Here is a 17,099-nt window from a genome sequence, read left to right as displayed (position 1 = left end):
GGGGCCTTCCGTTCGGGGTCGACGCGGGCGTGTCCCTGCGCCTGCACCGGATCGTAGTCCCGTGAGGTGGCCGAGCAGCGAACGCCCCGGCATCGTCCAGGGACGGTGACGGGGCGTTCGGTCAACGGTGACAGCGGCTCGACGACCGGCGAATGGTGGAGATGGGGGGAATCGAACCCCCGTCCATCGCTGCAATTCGACGTCTTCTACGGGCGTATCCGGATAGTTCGTTCTGCTCGGCCCCGTCCTTTGCTACCGGCTTCTAGGACGACGGGCCCAGTCTCAGTGCAAGTCCCGCACGGCCCTGAGGCGCAACCGTGCAGCAAGTCCTCTAGATGACGCCGGGATCAGGTTAGGGGACGGTCACCTGGCCGACGGACTTCATGTGCTGGGCTGCTTACGCAGCGAGAGCGAAGTCAGTGCGCTTGGAATTGGCACTTGTTGTTTTCCACGGATCGTTGACGAGATAACCGTGGGTCCTCGGCCCGCTTCCCGTCGGCACACAGGCAATGTCGAAACCGATCATCCCCATGCGGGCCGGACGTGCGAGCCGCTGTCACGCTGTTGAGTTGTGTTGCCACTGCTCCGATCGGAGCAGTCCCTCAGTCTAGCTGACCGAGGTGGGAGGCCGCTACTCGCCGACCCGGTTCTTCGTGCGCATGGCCCGCTCGGCTTCACGCTTGTCGGTCTTCTCACGCAGGGCCTGACGCTTGTCGAACTCGCGCTTGCCCTTCGCGACGGCGATCTCGATCTTCGCTCGGCCGTCGTGGAAGTAGATCTGCAACGGCACCAGCGTGTAGCCACCCTGGGCGGTCTTGTGCGAGATCTTCACGATCTGCTGCTTGTGGAGGAGCAGCTTGCGCTTGCGCCGAGGTGCGTGGTTGTTCCAGGTGCCCTCGGTGTACTCGGGGATGTGCACGGCATCGATCCAGGCCTCGCCGCGGTCGATGTAGGCGTAGCCGTCGACCAACGAGGCACGACCCATGCGCAGGGACTTCACCTCGGTGCCGGACAGGACCATGCCGGCCTCGTACGTGTCCTCGATGAGGTAGTCGTGTCGGGCGCGACGGTTCGTCGCGACGATCTTCTCACCGCGTTCCTTCGCCATGACGACTCCTCTCGTACCGGGCACTGCATTGCGCAGCCCTACAGACTACCCAACAGCGGAGGCCCTCCGCACCTTCCCGGCGCGCCGGGTCAGACCTTGAGGTAGCGGCGGATGGCGATCGACGCCGACACCGCGGCGAGCAGCACCCCGATGACGATCACCGACGGCACCACGATGGCCGCGTCCCCCATGCCGATGAAGGCCGTGCCGGTGAAGCGCTCGGCCAGGAAGTTCCGGACGAAGAACCACACCACTGCGGTGATGGCACCACCAGCCAGGACGGCTCCGATGGCGGCGGCGATCACCCCCTCGAGCACGAACGGCGTCTGGATGAACCGGTTCGACGCACCGACGAGTCGCATGATGCCGAGCTCTCGCCTGCGACTGAACGCGGACAACCGGATCGTGGTCGCGATGAGGAGCACGGCGGCGACGAGCATGAGCGCCGCGATGCCGATCGCCGTGTACGACGACGCGTTCAGCAGGTTGAAGATGGGTTGCAGGTAGCCGCGTTGGTCGACGACGCTCTGCACGCCGGCGACCTTCGACAGGCTCTCGACGAGGACGTCGGCCTGCGACGGGTTCTTCAGGTTCACCCAGAAGGTCTCGTTGAGGTACTCGGGCTTGACGAACTCGGTCGCCGCGGAGTCCTTGAACTGCTCCTTGAAGCGGGTGAACGCCTGGTCCTGGTCCTCGTAGTACGTCTTCTCGATGTACGGCTTGAGGGTCGACGAGTCGAGCTGGGCCTGGACCTGCTTCCGCTGGTCCTCGGTCGCCTTCGCGCCCGTGCAGTTGCCGGTGGTGTCGGTGTCGGTGCACAGGTAGACGGCGACCTGGGCCCGGTCGTACCAGTACCCCTTCATCTGGTTGATCTGCATCTGCAGCAGGATCGCGGTGCCCACGAAGGTGAGCGAGATGAAGGTCACGAGGACGACGGAGACGACCATCGACGCGTTGCGCCGCAGGCCCGAGCCGACCTCGGACATGACGAGTCCGAGCCTCATCGGATGAGCCCCGGGATGGTCTGGATGCCGGTGGTGTTCGACACGGTGCCGCGCTGGATCGGGACCGCCTGGGTCTGGTAGCCGCCGGACTGCTCGTCGCGCAGGACGGTGCCGTTCGACAGCTCGATGACCCGACGCTGCATCTGGTTCACGATGCTGGCGTCGTGCGTCGCCATGAGCACGGTGGTGCCTCCCTGGTTGATGCGTTCGAGGAGCGCCATGATGCCGGCGGACGTGGTGGGGTCCAGGTTGCCGGTGGGCTCGTCCGCCAGCAGGATCGCCGGCTTGTTGACGACGGCGCGGGCGATCGCGACGCGCTGCTGCTCACCACCGGAGAGCTCGTGCGGCATGCGGGTCGCCTTGCCGGCGAGACCGACGAGCTTCAGCACGTCGGTCACGGCCTCGCTGATGAAGCCCTTGCTCTTGCCGATCACCTGCAGCGAGAACGCGACGTTGTCGAACACGTTCTTGTTCGGCAGGAGTCGGAAGTCCTGGAAGACGACGCCGAGGTTCCGTCGGAAGTACGGGACCTTCCGCGACGCCAGCGAGCCGAGGCGCTGCCCGAGCACGTGGATCTGGCCGCGGGAGGGCTTCTCCTCCTTGAGCACGAGGCGCAGGAAGCTGGACTTGCCGGAACCCGAGGCGCCCACGAGGAACACGAACTCGCCCTTGAGGATCTCGAGGGTGAGGTTGTCGAGCGCCGGACTCGGGTTGCCCGAGTAGACCTTGGTGACCTGGTCGAATTTGATCATGACCGGATCAGGGTAGGTCGCCCCGCTCGGAAAACAAGCCAGGCGCGCGGCTCACGAACCCCTACGCGTCGACGGATTGCTTGCGCCAGCGGATGCCGGCGTTGATGAAGCCGTCCAGATCGCCGTCGAACACGGCTGAGGGGTTGTTCACCTCGTGCTCGCTCCGCAGGTCCTTGACCATCTGGTACGGCGCCAGCACGTAGGACCGGATCTGGTCGCCCCAGCTCGCCGTGATGTTGCCGGCGAGCTCCTTCTTCTTCGCGTTCTCCTCTTCCTTCTTCAGGAGGAGCAGGCGCGACTGCAGCACGCGCATGGCGGCCGCACGGTTCTGGATCTGCGACTTCTCGTTCTGCATCGAGACGACGGTGCCGGTCGGGATGTGCGTCAGGCGCACCGCGGAGTCGGTCGTGTTGACGGACTGCCCACCGGGGCCCGACGAGCGGAAGACGTCGACACGGATGTCGTTCTCGGGGATGTCGATGACCATCGTCTCCGGCATGAGCGGAATGACCTCGACCGCGGCGAACGAGGTCTGCCGCTTGCCCGCCGCACCGAACGGCGACATGCGGACGAGTCGGTGCGTGCCGGCCTCGATCGACAGGGTGCCGAACGCGTGGGGCGCGTCGACCTCGAAGGTGGCGGACTTGATGCCCGCTTCCTCGGCGTAGGACGTCTCCATCACGGTCGTCTTGTAGCCGTGCTGCTCGGCGTACCGGAGGTACATGCGCATGAGCATCTCGGCGAAGTCCGCGGCGTCGACGCCGCCGGCCCCGGCACGGATGGTGATCACGGCGGGGCGGTCGTCGTACTCGCCGTCGAGGAGCGTCTGCACCTCGAGGTCGCCCATCGTCTTCTGGATCGCCTTGAGTTCCGCGACGGCTTCGTCGGCGGAGTCCTGGTCGTCGCCCTCGTTCGCCATCTCGACGAGCACCTCGAGGTCGTCGATGCGTCGCTCGGTGTCGGTGATCTTCTTCAGCTCCGACTGGCGGTGCGAGAGCGCGCTCGTCACCTGCTGCGCGTGCTCGACGTCGTCCCAGAGGTCCTGGGCACCCGCCTGCTCGCTGAGGTCGGCGATCTCGCGCTGCAGGCGGTCGACGTCGACCACCGAGCGGATGTTGCCGAAGGTCTCTCGGAGGGCGGAGAGCTGCTCGGTGAAGTCAAGTTCGACCATGGTCACCGATCCTACCGCCGCGAGCCCGCCACGTCAGACCGACCGGGAGGCCCGGTGCGGGTCCGTCGAGCTACCCGCCCGGAGTCGAGACCAGCCCGTTCCGCAGCACCACGGCGGTCGCCGGCACCCTGGCCTCAGCCTCCCTGGGTGAGGCCGGTGATGAGGTTGATGGCGACCGCGACCACGAAGGTGCCGAAGAAGTAGGACAGCAGCGCGTGGCCCAGGGCGATGCGACGCGAGGGCGTGGACGACTGGGTGATGTTGCTCGCGCTGTACGCCATCCCGATCAAGAACGCCGTGTAGGCGAAGTCACTGTAGGACGGGTCCTCGTCCTGGTCGAAGTCGAAGCGGTGGCTGTCGTCGAGGTAGTACATGCGCGCGTACTTGAAGGCGAAGACGGTGTTCATGACGGCCCACGCCGCCACGACGCCGACCACCGCGAGGATCGCCGCAGCGGACCCGACGGGGTCCTTCTGCTGGCTGCGGACGAGCGCGAAGATCACCAGCACCAGGCTGAGGAACGTCGCGGCGATGACCAGCACGTCGACGAGCTTCCGCGATCGGTCCTCGTGGCGAGCGAGGGAACGGGTGCGCTCGGGATCGGCCTGCCAGGCCTCGGACCACGCCCAGACGAGGAACACCCCGGAGGCGATCGCCCAGCCCAGCAGGGGCGACAGCTCGGGGACACCGAGGAGCGCGGCGATCACCGCGGCTGCTCCGCCGACGATCGCGGCGACACCGGCCTTCACGGACAAGTGGGACATGACGGTTCCTCTCTCGACGACGCTCTGCTCGTGCTGTCGTGCAGGTGCTCGGGTACCGCTCCGCGGTGCTCACCCGGGCCGGGCTCGCGCGAGGGGGACGTAGAGCCCGGCCCGCTCGGCGCGGACGGCGGCGAGCGTGCGCGACGTGGCGTCGAGCTTGCACAGGATGTGCTCCAGGTGCGCAGCCACCGTGCGGGGCGCGATGGCGAGCGCTCGGGCGATCTCGAGGTTGGAGCACCCCTCGATCACGTGGCCCAGCACCTCGAGCTCCCGCGGCGTGAGACCCCGCAGGTGGGTGGCGGGTGCGAGCACGACGACCCCGCAGGCCAGCGCCTCGAGATCGCGTTCGCAGGCGAGCACCGTCACCCGGACGTAGCCCTCCCGCGACTGCCGTCGTCCGCGCGGCCACAGGAACGAGGCGTAGTCCTGCCCGTCGCCGATGGCGTCCCTGGCCGCGGCGACGAGCGCCGAACCCGTGGTGAGGAGTTCGTCGTCGGACAGGCCGGGGATGCTGGTGACCCCGTGGCCCGGGAGGAGCACGACGCCCGATCTGACCCCGCTGACGAAGGCTGCCGACGCAGCGACCGACCGGACCGGGTCGATACTCGACGCGAGCTCCGGCACGAGTCGAGCGAGTCGCCGGCGGAGGGTCTGCGACGGCGGAGCGGGACTCCGGAACAGGACCGTCATGAAGCCCACGTGCCGGCCCCCGTCCTCGAACAACGCGACCGACAGCGCCTCGCGGAACCCCGCGGGGAGCAGGCACTCCGCCCACGACCGCAGGTCCGCCGACGCGTAGGGCAGATCCGACAAGCTGGTGGGCGGCCGTTCGCGATCGGCACCGGTCATCTCGATGTCGTGCGCCATCTGGGGACCGCTCAGGTAGCGGACGCTCGCCGCATCGAGGTCGGTGCTCGCGACGGCGCTGTACCCCGTGCCGCCACGATCGGCCAGCGCCATCCACGCGCCGTCGAAGGGGCGTGGTGGTGCAGTTCGTCCAGCAGTGCCTGGGCACGGTCGTGGACAGGTCCGGGGCGCGCCGTGATCTCGGCGAACAGGTGTGCAGCAGTGCGTGTCACGGAGATCGACCACCTCAGGACCATCGGCAGCGGGAATCGAAGGATTGTCCGAAAACCGTCGGTTCCCGGTGTAGCACGCCGAGCGGGGTGCGGCGCTCAGATCGCTGCAGGCCGCGTGGGCATGTCTGCCGATGGCCTTCCCGTGCTGCGGGGCGTGACATGAGGGTGCCGCGTGGTCAACCGGCCCGCGACGCGTTCCAGGGCACGTCACGCACGTGAGGAGACGAACATGAAAGCCGTTGTCTACGAGGGGCCGCGCAGCGTCACGGTGCAGGACGTACCGGATGCGCGCATCGAACGCCCCACCGACGTGCTGGTGCGCGTCACGACGACCAACATCTGCGGGTCGGACCTCCACATGTACGAAGGACGCACCAGCTTCGAGACCGGACGGTGGTTCGGTCACGAGAACATGGGCGAGGTGATCGAGGTCGGCGACGGCGTCGACAAGGTCTCGGTCGGGGACCACGTCGTCCTCCCCTTCAACGTGGCGTGCGGGCACTGCAAGAACTGCGAGCGGGGTCTGACCAACTACTGTCTGACCGCGCAGCCCGTCCCGGAGTGGGCCGGTGCGGCGTACGGGTTCGCGGACATGGGCCCGTGGGCCGGCGGCCAGGCCGAACTGCTGCGGGTGCCGTGGGGCGACTTCAACTGTCTCCGACTGGGAGAGGACGCAGAGGAGCGGTCCGCCGACTACGTGATGCTGGCCGACATCTTCCCGACCGGCTACCACGCGACCGAGATGGCGGGGGTGCAACCGGGCGACCAGACCGTCGTCTACGGCGCCGGACCGGTCGGCCTGATGGCCGCCCTGTCGGCCACCATCCGGGGCGCGAGCAAGGTCATGGTCGTCGATCGGCATCCGGACCGACTCCGGCTGGCGGAGTCGATCGGTGCGATCGCCATCGACGACTCGAAGGTCGACCCGGTGCAGGCCGTCCTCGAGGAGACGATGGGGCTCGGCGCCGACAACGGGTGCGAGTGCGTCGGCTACCAGGCGCACGACCCCGGTGGTGACGAGCAACCGAACCTCACGCTCAACCGTCTGGTGCAGTCGGTGCGGTTCACGGGTCGGATCGGCACGGTCGGAGTGTTCGTGCCGCAGGACCCGGGCGCCGGCGACGAACTGGCGAAGCAGGGGCAGATCGCGTTCGACATGGGACTGCACTGGTTCAAGGGCCAGACCATGGGGACCGGACAGGCCCCCGTCAAGAAGTACAACCGACGGCTCCGCGACCTGATCGCCGCTGGCAAGGCGACGCCGTCGTTCATCGTCAGTCACGAGTTGCCGCTCGACCAGGCACCAGATGCCTACGAGCACTTCGACAACCGGGACGACGGGTGGACCAAGGTCGTCCTCAAGCCCGGAACGGCGGTGTGATCATGGCGGGCAGAGTGGCCGCAGCAGTCGGCGTCGGCGTCGCGGGGATCGCGGCGGGCCTCGTCGCCCGCTCCCTGGTGAAGAAGGAACGGGGTTCGGACGGCGACGGCGCACACCCGGACGGGTGGAAGGCGGTCACGATCCTGGGAGCGGCCCAGGACTTCGAGCGCGGCGGGTACCCCGAGCCGTTGGAGCGTCTGTCCGAGTCGCTCGAGATCCGGATCGATCCGGCGCCCGGGGACAAGGGGTTCGAGGTGCACGCTCGGGTCCGGGCGGGGGCGGACACCGGGGTGGACGGCGATCCGGACACGGCGTTGCGGGCAGCGCTGCGCGACGCCAAGCAGGTCTTCGAGACGGGCGAGGTGCTGCGTGCGACCCCGAGACCGCACGGAGACCGTCCGCGCACACTGCTCGGCGGCGCGGTCGACGAAGCAGAAGACGATGCGAAGGGCGAGGGTGTGCTGTGAAGGCGCTGTGCTGGACCGGAGTGAACGAACTCTCCGTGGAGAACGTCGACGATCCCGAGATCCTCAACGCCCATGACGCCATCGTCAAGGTGACGCTGAGCACGACCTGCGGATCCGACCTGCACCTCCTCGGTGGCTACGTCCCGACCATGCGAGCAGGAGACGTGCTGGGACACGAGTTCATCGGCGAGGTCGTCGAGGTCGGGTCGGCCGTCACCGAGCACGCGGTCGGTGACCGCGTCGTGGTCTGCTCGTTCATCAGCTGCGGGAAGTGCTGGTACTGCCGAAACGAGCTCTTCTCGCTCTGTGACAACGGGAACCCCAACGCGGGCATCCCCGAGATGCTCTGGGGTCAAGCCCCCGGCGGCTGTTACGGGTACTCGCACGCACTGGGCGGCTGGGCCGGCAGTCACGCCGAGTACATCCGGGTGCCGTACGCGGACCAGGGCGCCTTCACGGTTCCCGACGGGGTCAGTGACGAGCGGGCGCTCTTCGCTTCCGACGCCGCTCCGACGGGGTGGATGGGAGCAGACCTCGGGGGCGTCCAGCCCGGCGACACCGTCGCGGTCTGGGGCGCCGGCGGCGTCGGACAGATGGCGGCGCGCGCGTCGCTGCTGCTCGGCGCCGAACGCGTCATCGTGATCGACCGCTTCCAGGAGCGACTGACGCAGGTCGAACAGGTCATCGGCGCCGAGACCCTGAACTACGAGACCAGCGAGGTGACGGCCGAGCTCCGCGAACTGACCGGAGGGCGTGGCCCGGACGTCTGCATCGAGGCGGTCGGGATGGAGGCACACCGCGACGGTCCTGACTTCGCCTACGACCAGCTGAAGCAGCAGCTGCGACTGCAGACGGACCGACCGACGGCCGTCCGCGAGGCGATCTTCGCCGCACGCAAGGGCGGCAGCCTCTTCGTGCTCGGAGTCTTCGGGGGCTTCGTCGACAAGTTCCCGCTCGGTGCGGTCATGAACAAGGGCCTCACGCTCCGATCCGCTCAGCAGCACGGGCAGCGGTACATCCCGATGCTCCTCGAACGCATGGCGCGGGACGAGATCGTCACGGAGCACCTGGCCACGCACGTCATGCCACTCGCGGACGGTCCCGCCGGTTACGCCATGTTCAAGGAGAAGACCGACGGGTGCGTGCGGGCGGTCTTCCGACCCTGACCGCCGAGGACCTACCGCCCGAGCAGGGGCTCCCGCGACGCCATGCCCGCCGCCCCTGCTCGGGCGACGGCGTCCGGCAACGCCGCCAGGAACGCGTCGACGTCCGCGTCGGTCGAGGTGTGCCCCAGCGTGATCCGGAGCGCACCGCGGGCGTCCTGTTCGGAGAGCCCCATGGCGAGCAGCACGTGCGACGCCTCGGGCACGCCGGCCTGGCACGCGGATCCGGTCGAGACGGCGACCCCGGCCGCGTCGAGCAGGAACAGCAACGAGTCGCCCTCGCAGCCCGGGAAGGTGAAGTGCGCGTTGCCGGGCAGCCGGTCGTCGGGGTCCCCCATCAGCACGGCGGACGGCACGGCTGCTCGGACGCCGGCGACGAGCCGGTCGCGCAGGGCGACGAGCGACGGGTGCGGCATCGGCTCGGCGGCGACCATCGTGGCAGCGACCCCGAACGCTGCGGCAGCGGGGGCGTCCTGCGTGCCGCTCCGGACCTGCCGCTGCTGCCCGCCGCCGTGGATGAGGGGCTCGACGGTGGCCTTCCGCCCGAGCACCAGCGCACCGATGCCGACCGGTCCGCCGACCTTGTGCGCGGAGACGCTCAGGGCGTCGAGGCCGGACGCGGCGAACGACACCGGCACCTGGCCGTAGGCGGCGACGGCGTCGCTGTGCACGGGCACCCCGGCGGCGTGCGCGAGATCCACGATCCGGGACACGGGCTGGATGGTGCCCACCTCGTTGTTCGCCCACAGGAACGTGACCAGGGCGACGTCGTCGGCGGAGGCGAGTCGTGCCTCCAGTCCGGCGAGGTCGACGCGACCCTGCGCGTCCAACGGGACCACGTCGATGACGGCGCCCTCGTGCGCCTCCAACCAGGTCAGCGTGTCGACGGTGGCGTGGTGCTCGCCACCGGGGACCACGATGCGGGGCCGGGCGCGGTCGCGCTGGCGCGCCCAGAAGAGGCCCTTCACGGCGAGGTTGATGCTCTCGGTGCCGCCGGAGGTGAACACAACCTCGACGGTGTCCGCGTCGAGCGACCGGGCGACGGCGGCGCGACCGTCCTCGAGCAGCATCTTCGCGCGCTGCCCGGCGCTGTGGATCGAGGACGGGTTGCCGACGGTTCCGAGCGCGTCGGTGAACGCGGCGAGCGCCTCCGGCAGGATCGGCGTCGTCGCGGCGTGGTCGAGGTAGACCGGCATCTGCACCCCCTGGAACGAGCGATGTCCAGGATACGCGCCGGTCCTCGTACCCTTGTCGGGTGCACGAGACAGCGATCGACCACACCCCGGGGTTCGACCTCGGGGCCGACGTCCCGCGGTTCTCCCTGCGGTCCGCCACCGCCACGGCCGTCGTCGTGGTCGTCGAGCGAGCGGACGGGCAGTCGGCCCGGTACCCGCTCGAGCGGCTGCCGGCGACCGACGTGTGGGCGGCCGAGACGCCCGGCGTCGTCCCCGGTGACCGGTACCACCTGCTCGTCGACGGCCCCGTCGGTCCGCGGAACGAGTTCGACCCGACACGGCCCCTGCTCGATCCGTACGCCCGCGGCATCGCCCCGACCGGCGCGCACGAGAGCGGACCCGACGACGGGGCCGGGCCCGGAGCCGTCACCGGGACCAGCACGTCCCGCTGGACGAGTGTCGTCGTGGACGACGCCTTCGACTGGGGCGGCGTCGTCAAGCCGTTGGTCCCGCTCGACCGTGCCGTCGTCTACGAGGCGAACGTCCGCACCCTGACCGCCGCGAACCCCCACCTGCCGGAGCACCTGCGCGGCACGTACGCCGGGGTGGCGCACGAGAGCACCATCGCGCACCTGCACCGGATCGGTGTCACGACGCTCGAGCTCCTGCCGGTGCAGGCCTTCGACACCGAGAACTGGCTGCGGGACGCCGGCCGCGAGAACGCCTGGGGCTACAACACGCTCGGGTTCTTCGCGCCGCACGCCGCACACGCCTCGGCACCGGCCCGGGCCGAGGGCGCGTCCGCGGTCCTGCGCGAGTTCAAGGGCATGGTCCGGCTGCTGCACGAGGCGGGCATCCAGGTGGTGCTCGACGTCGTCTACAACCACACGGCGGAGGAAGGGCTCGGCGGACCCACCACGAGCCTGCGCGGCATCGACGGCGCGAATCGGTACCGGTGGACCCAGGCGCAGCCGCCGTTCCGGGACACCTACTACGACACCACGGGCTGCGGGAACACCCTCGACACCTCGGTCGAGGCCACCGCCGACCTGATCGTCGACAGCCTGGTGTACTGGGCCCGCGAGGTGCAGGTCGACGGCTTCCGCTTCGACCTCATGGCGGCTCTTGCCCGCGACGCCCACCACGTGTTCGACCCGCAGCACCCACTGCTCGAACGGATCCGGAACCACCCCGACCTGCAGGACACCCTGGTCATCGCCGAACCGTGGGACGTCGGCCCCGACGGCTGGAAGACCGGCTCGTTCGGCGCGGCGGGCGCCCGGACCAGCGAGTGGAACGACGGGTTCCGGAACACCGTGCGGCAGTTCTGGCTCACCGACATCGCCGAGGAACGCCGCAACGGCATGCCGCACACGGGCATCGGCGCGCTCGCCGGCGCCCTGACGGGCTCCCGACACCTGTTCGGCGCCGACCGGGGTCCGCTCGCGGGCGTCAACTTCGTGACGGCCCACGACGGGTTCACCCTGCTCGACCTGGTGTCGTACGACGGCAAGCACAACGCGGCGAACGGTGAGGAGAACCGCGACGGCTCGAACGACAACCGCTCGTTCAACCACGGCATCGAGGGCGACACGGCCGACCGCGGCGTCCGGGCAGCGCGCGGCCGTTCGATGCGGAACCTCGCCGCGACGCTGCTGCTCTCGGCCGGCGTGCCGATGCTCACCGCGGGCGACGAACGGAGCCGGACGCAGCACGGCAACAACAACGCGTACGTGGTCTCCGACGACCTCACCCCGGTGGACTGGTCCGACGACGAGGACGCCGAGTCGATGACCGAGGCCGTCGCCGCGCTCGCTCGGTTCCGCGCCGCGCACCCCGCGCTCCGACCGACGCGCTTCGGCGTCGAGGGCCAGGAGACCCCCGGGGCCTCGCGGATGTCCTGGTACGGACCCGACGGGCACCCGATGACCGTCGAGGGCTGGGACCAGCCGGTGCACCGTGTCCTGCAGTACTTCGCCGAGTCGACGCCGGAGCACGAGCCGTACGACCGCGTCCTGGTCGTCGTGCACGGCAGCGGGCGCACGCGCGACCTGACGCTGCCGGTCCGCGAGGACGTGCTCGGCTACCGGCTCGCGTGGTCGAGCGAGAAGCACCGCGACCACGAGCGGCTCCGCCCCGCCGGTCAGGTGTTCACCGCGTACGGCCCCGGCATCCACCTGTTCGAGGTGGCGTAGCGCCGGGCGTTCGCGCGCTCGCGCGCTCGCGCGCTGCGCCCCGTCAACGTCATCGCGCCCCGGAGAGTCGGGGCGCGATGACCGCGGCGGGGCGCAGCGTGGTCCCGATCGACGGTCGGACGGGAGGCCCGTGGCGGCCCCGTCCCGCGCCTCCCGTCCGTCCCTCCACCGGCACGAGCGACCGTCGAGCTGTCCACACGACACGCGTTCCGGGGAACGTCCGGGCGGCTTCCGGGTAGGTTCGGCACGTGGCCACCGCAGACCGACCCCGCCGACCGAAGATCGGGCGCATCCCGATCACCGAACTCGCTCCGAGGACGCCGAACGGGTTCCCCGGCAAGGCGTTCGACGGCGAGGTGATCACGTTCGGTGCGACCGTCTTCCGAGAAGGACACGGCATCATCGGCGCCGACCTCGTGCTCGAACGCCCGGACGGGGGCACCAGGACCGTCCCACTGGCCCTCGGCGCGCCCGGGACCGACCGCTACGAGGCGACCGTCCAGGTCGACCACGTCGGTGTCTGGACCTGGCACGTCGAGTCGTACTCCGACGACTGGGCGACGTGGCTGCACGCCGCACGGCTGAAGATCGCCGCCGGTGTGGACACCGAGGCGACGCTGCTCGACGGCGCCCTGCTGCTCGACCGGCTCGCCGACGAGACCGACTCGCCCGCCGCCACCCGCGCAGCCGCGACGGTGCGCGACACCGACCTCGACCCGGCCGAGCGCCTGGCCGCCGTCGACGACCCGCGCATCGTGGCCGAGGTCGAGGAGGCCCCGCTCACCTCGCTCCGCACGCACTCCCCGACGCAGCTGCTCGACGTCGAACGCGCCCGCGCGGGCGTCGGCGCCTGGTACGAGTTCTTCCCCCGCAGCGAAGGCGCGAAGAAGAACCCCGACGGCTCCTGGAAGAGCGGCGACTTCCGCACCGCGGCCCGCCGTCTGCCCGCCGTCGCCCGGATGGGCTTCGACGTGGTGTACCTGCCGCCGATCCACCCGATCGGCACGACCGCGCGCAAGGGCCCGAACAACACGCTCACCCCCGGCCCGAACGACCCCGGCAGCCCCTGGGCGATCGGCTCCCCCGAGGGCGGGCACGACGCGATCCACCCCGACCTCGGCACCGAGGACGACTTCCGCGACTTCGTCGAGACCGCGAAGAACACCGGCATGGAGGTCGCGCTCGACTTCGCGCTGCAGTGCTCCCCCGACCACCCCTGGGTCACCGAGCACCCGGACTGGTTCACGCAGCGCGCCGACGGCTCGATCGCCACGGCGGAGAACCCGCCGAAGCGCTACCAGGACATCTACCCGATCCAGTTCGACTCCGACCCCGAGGGCCTGGTCGCCGAGGTCTTGCGCGTGCTCCGGCACTGGATCGACTTCGGCATCCGGATCTTCCGCGTCGACAACCCGCACACGAAGCCGCTCTGGTTCTGGGAGCGCGTCATCCGCGAGGTCCGCGACGAGCACCCCGACACCGTGTTCCTGGCCGAGGCGTTCACCCGTCCGGCGATGATGCGCGCACTCGCCGAGGTGGGGTTCCAGCAGTCGTACTCGTACTTCACGTGGCGGAACACGAAGGAGGAGATCGAGTCCTACTTCGAGGAGCTGTCGCACGAGACGAGCGACTACCTGCGTCCGAACCTGTTCGTGAACACGCCGGACATCCTCACCGAGTACCTGCAGTTCGGCGGCCGCGCCGGCTACAAGGTGCGTGCAGCGCTCGCCGCGACCGGTGCCCCGACGTGGGGCATGTACTCCGGGTACGAGCTGTTCGAGGACGTCGCCCGACCGGGCTCGGAAGAGAACATCGACAACGAGAAGTACGAGTACAAGCCGCGTGACTTCGCGCTCGCCGAGGCCGAGGGCGCGTCCCTCGCCCCGTACGTGACGATGCTCAACCGGCTCCGTGCCGCGCATCCCGCGCTCCGCCAGCTGCGGAACCTGCACGTCCACGCCGCGGACGACCCCGCGACCGTCGTGTACTCCAAGCACCTGTCCGGCGAGTTCATCCGCTCCGGGCACGCCGACACCGTGATCGTCGTCGCGAACGTCGACCCGCACTCGGCGCGTGAGACCACCGTGCACCTGGACCTCGCTGCGCTCGGCCTGCCGGCCGACAGCCGGTTCGACGTCCGCGACGTCGTGACCGGGCAGCGCTGGGTCTGGGGCTCGTCGAACTACGTCCGCCTGGACGCGTTCCAGGAACCCGTGCACCTGCTCGTCGTGGAAGGACTGCACCGATGACGAACGACCCGACCGCACCCCAGCCGCCGCCCCGCCGGGGCCCCGCCGTCCCGCCGGTACCGCCCCCGCCGCCACCCGTGCCGGCGCGGACACCGTCCGACGCGTCGCCGGAGCCGCGCTACGAGCCGCGGGTCTCCGCCCCCGACGAGGACCTGCCCGGCGCGCCCGCCGCGCCGCGCGAGGCACCCGACCGCGGGGTCGACGAGTCCGCCACCCTGGCGGGACACCCCGCCGACGCCACGCACCCGCGGGTGCCGTCCGTCGACGCCGCCCCGCAGCCGGGAGGCCCGTCCACCGTCGCCCCGTCGGGCGCCCTGCCGTCGCCACCGGCCGCGGAGCCCGCCCCGGCCGACGGGACCGGCCCCCGTCCGGCACCGCTCGAACAGTGGCTCCGCCAGCAGGTCGCCGAGGGCCGCTGGTCCCAGCCGCACGACGTCCTCGGCCCGCACCCGGTCGACGGCGGCACGAGCGTCCGCGTGGTGCGTCACCTGGCGCAGGCGGTCCGCCTCGTCCGGCTCGACGGCGACGACGTGGAGCTCACCCACGAGGGCGACGGTCTCTGGGCCGGTGCCACCGCCGAGGAGCTCGGGCGCTACCGGGTCGAGGCCGACTACGACTTCGACGAGTCCTCCGAGGACGACGACGCCACCTGGACCACGGACGACGCGTACCGGTTCGCCCCGACGCTCGGCGAGCTCGACCTGCACCTGTTCGGTGAGGGCCGCGACGAGCAGCTCTGGCACCACCTCGGCGCGCACGTCCGCACCATCGACGGGGTCGACGGCGTCGCGTTCGCCGTGTGGGCGCCCCGCGCCACCGCCGTCCGCGTGATCGGCGACTTCGAGGGCTGGGAAGGCCGCACCACCGCGATGCGCCGCCTGAGCGACCTCGGCGTCTGGGAGCTGTTCTGGCCCGGCGCGGTCGCAGGGCAGCGGTACAAGTTCCAGATCCTCACCGACTCCGGCTGGGTCGAGCGCGCGGACCCGTTCGCCCGCGAGGCCGAGATCGCGCCGGCGACCGCCTCGGTCATCACCGAGTCGAGCTACACGTGGTCCGACGGCGACCGCGACTGGATGGAGCGGCGCGCGGAAACGACCACGCACGACCACCCGATGAGCATCTACGAGGTGCACCTCGGCTCGTGGCGCCCCGGGTTGTCGTACCGCGAGGTCGCCGACCAGCTCATCGGGCACGTGCAGTACACGGGCTTCACGCACGTGGAGTTCCTGCCGCTCGCCGAGCACCCGTTCGGCGGCTCGTGGGGCTACCAGGTCACCGGCTACTACGCCCCGACCGCGCGCTACGGCTCCCCCGACGACCTGCGGTACCTGATCGACCGCCTGCACTCCGCCGGCATCGGCGTGATCATGGACTGGGTCCCCGGGCACTTCCCGAAGGACGAGTGGGCCCTCGGACGTTTCGACGGCCACGCGCTGTTCGAGCACCCGGACCCCCGTCGCGGCGAGCAGCTCGACTGGGGCACCTACGTGTTCGACTTCGGGCAGCCGCAGGTCCGGAACTTCCTGGTCGCGAACGCCCTGTACTGGCTCGAGGAGTTCCACATCGACGGCCTGCGCGTCGACGCCGTCGCCTCGATCCTGTACCTCGACTACTCCCGCACCGACTGGCTGCCGAACATCCACGGCGGGCGGGAGAACCTCGACGCCGTCGCGTTCCTGCAGGAGACGAACGCCACCGCGTACAAGCGCTACCCGGGCATCGTCATGATCGCCGAGGAGAGCACCTCGTGGCCCGGCGTGACCCAGCCGACCAGCGCCGGGGGGCTCGGGTTCGGCCAGAAGTGGAACATGGGCTGGATGCACGACTCGCTCGAGTACGTGCAGCGTGACCCGGCGTACCGCAGCTACCACCACGACGAGATCACCTTCTCGCTCGTGTACGCCTTCAGCGAGCAGTTCACCCTGCCGATCAGCCACGACGAGGTCGTGCACGGCAAGGGCTCCCTGTACGGCAAGATGCCCGGCGACGAGTGGCAGAAGCTCGCGAACGTCCGCGCGTACCTGGCGTTCATGTGGGCACACCCCGGCAAGCAGCTGCTGTTCATGGGCCAGGAGTTCGCCCAGCCCGCGGAGTGGTCCGAGGCGAAGGGGCTCGACTGGTGGCTCCTCGACCAGCCTGGGCACCGCGGCGTGCAGGACCTCGTCGCCGAGCTGAACCGGGTCTACAAGGACACGCCCGCGCTCTGGACGCACGACAGCACAGCCGACGGCTTCGAGTGGATCGAGGGTGGCGACGCACCGCACTCGACGCTCGGGTTCCTGCGCAAGGACGGCGACGACCGGCTGGCGGTGTTCGTGAACTTCTCGGGCGTGCCCGTCGAACGCCGCTTCGGGCTGCCGCAGGCCGGTGCGTGGCACGAGGTGCTCAACACCGACGCCGCCGAGTACGGCGGCTCCGGTGTCGGCAACCTCGGGGTCGTCACGGCCGAGGACACCCCGTGGGCCGGCCGCCCCGCCTCGGCGCACCTGGTGGTGCCGCCGCTCGGCGCGGTCTGGCTGCAGCTCGCCCGCTAGCTGCGGCCCGCGTCCTGGACGCGACCGACAGACGGACGGGAGGCCCGGTGCCAGCTG

13 protein-coding genes and 1 other RNA gene are annotated in these 17,099 nt (G+C 70.2%); 6 read left to right on the top strand and 8 right to left on the bottom strand.

Going from position 1 to position 17,099, the window contains the following annotated elements; all coding sequences use genetic code 11:
- Positions 1 to 153 precede the first annotated feature (153 nt).
- From ssrA to EDF63_RS18870, 7 genes are all read right to left on the bottom strand, one after another.
- Positions 154 to 530, bottom strand: a transfer-messenger RNA (tmRNA) gene (ssrA, locus tag EDF63_RS07015).
- Positions 531 to 631: 101 nt separating this feature from the next.
- Entirely contained in the window at positions 632 to 1,108 is a 477-nt protein-coding gene (smpB, locus tag EDF63_RS07010) for an SsrA-binding protein SmpB (RefSeq protein ID WP_123312316.1), read from the bottom strand.
- A gap of 89 nt (positions 1,109 to 1,197) precedes the next feature.
- Positions 1,198 to 2,112 carry a permease-like cell division protein FtsX gene (gene ftsX / locus EDF63_RS07005; RefSeq protein WP_123312315.1) on the bottom strand — a complete coding sequence of 305 codons (915 nt, stop codon included), beginning with the start codon at positions 2,110 to 2,112 and terminating at the stop codon, positions 1,198 to 1,200.
- A complete protein-coding gene (gene ftsE, locus EDF63_RS07000; protein WP_111086441.1) occupies positions 2,109 to 2,864 on the bottom strand; it encodes a cell division ATP-binding protein FtsE in 756 nt (251 codons plus the stop codon). The genes ftsX and ftsE overlap by 4 nt, the downstream gene beginning before the upstream one ends.
- 61 nt (positions 2,865 to 2,925) lie before the next feature.
- Positions 2,926 to 4,035: a peptide chain release factor 2 gene (gene prfB, locus EDF63_RS06995; protein WP_123312314.1), complete on the bottom strand. Its 1,110-nt coding sequence runs from the start codon at positions 4,033 to 4,035 to the stop codon at positions 2,926 to 2,928.
- A gap of 134 nt (positions 4,036 to 4,169) precedes the next feature.
- Positions 4,170 to 4,799, bottom strand: coding sequence for a DUF1345 domain-containing protein (locus EDF63_RS06990; protein WP_123312313.1), 630 nt, complete (start codon positions 4,797 to 4,799; stop codon positions 4,170 to 4,172).
- Between the two features lie 69 nt (positions 4,800 to 4,868).
- Positions 4,869 to 5,759, bottom strand: a complete 891-nt coding sequence (locus tag EDF63_RS18870) for a response regulator transcription factor (protein ID WP_260233006.1) — start codon at positions 5,757 to 5,759, stop codon at positions 4,869 to 4,871.
- A 348-nt stretch (positions 5,760 to 6,107) separates the two neighbouring features.
- Here EDF63_RS18870 and EDF63_RS06980 point away from each other — a divergent pair, with 348 nt between their 5' ends.
- Genes EDF63_RS06980 through EDF63_RS06970 form a run of 3 tightly spaced genes read left to right on the top strand, consistent with a single transcriptional unit; the run spans position 6,108 to position 8,892 of the window.
- The gene (locus tag EDF63_RS06980; protein WP_123312312.1) at positions 6,108 to 7,259 is read left to right on the top strand and encodes a glutathione-independent formaldehyde dehydrogenase; all 1,152 of its coding nucleotides are present in this window, start codon (positions 6,108 to 6,110) and stop codon (positions 7,257 to 7,259) included.
- Between the two features lie 2 nt (positions 7,260 to 7,261).
- Entirely contained in the window at positions 7,262 to 7,726 is a 465-nt protein-coding gene (locus EDF63_RS06975; protein ID WP_148061744.1) for a hypothetical protein, read from the top strand.
- Between the two features lie 35 nt (positions 7,727 to 7,761).
- Positions 7,762 to 8,892 carry a zinc-dependent alcohol dehydrogenase gene (locus EDF63_RS06970; RefSeq protein WP_395871570.1) on the top strand — a complete coding sequence of 377 codons (1,131 nt, stop codon included), beginning with the start codon at positions 7,762 to 7,764 and terminating at the stop codon, positions 8,890 to 8,892.
- A gap of 11 nt (positions 8,893 to 8,903) precedes the next feature.
- On the opposite strand, the gene EDF63_RS06965 is transcribed toward EDF63_RS06970, so the two are convergent.
- Complete coding sequence (locus EDF63_RS06965) at positions 8,904 to 10,085, bottom strand: cysteine desulfurase family protein (protein ID WP_123313076.1); 1,182 nt, start codon at positions 10,083 to 10,085, stop codon at positions 8,904 to 8,906.
- Positions 10,086 to 10,144: 59 nt separating this feature from the next.
- On the opposite strand from EDF63_RS06965, the gene EDF63_RS06960 reads away from it, so the two are divergent.
- From EDF63_RS06960 to glgB, 3 genes are all read left to right on the top strand, one after another.
- Complete coding sequence (locus EDF63_RS06960) at positions 10,145 to 12,259, top strand: glycogen-debranching protein (protein WP_123312309.1); 2,115 nt, start codon at positions 10,145 to 10,147, stop codon at positions 12,257 to 12,259.
- Positions 12,260 to 12,507: 248 nt separating this feature from the next.
- Positions 12,508 to 14,508 carry a maltotransferase domain-containing protein gene (locus tag EDF63_RS06955; protein WP_260233005.1) on the top strand — a complete coding sequence of 667 codons (2,001 nt, stop codon included), beginning with the start codon at positions 12,508 to 12,510 and terminating at the stop codon, positions 14,506 to 14,508.
- Positions 14,505 to 17,042, top strand: coding sequence for a 1,4-alpha-glucan branching protein GlgB (gene glgB, locus EDF63_RS06950; RefSeq protein WP_123312308.1), 2,538 nt, complete (start codon positions 14,505 to 14,507; stop codon positions 17,040 to 17,042). Before EDF63_RS06955 ends, glgB begins: the two co-directional genes overlap by 4 nt.
- Positions 17,043 to 17,099: the final 57 nt, after the last annotated feature.

Source organism: Curtobacterium sp. JUb34 (genome assembly GCF_003755065.1).
Lineage (GTDB): Bacteria > Actinomycetota > Actinomycetes > Actinomycetales > Microbacteriaceae > Curtobacterium.
Note: the sequence above shows the minus strand (reverse complement) of the source record. Positions and strands in the feature narration are given on the sequence as shown.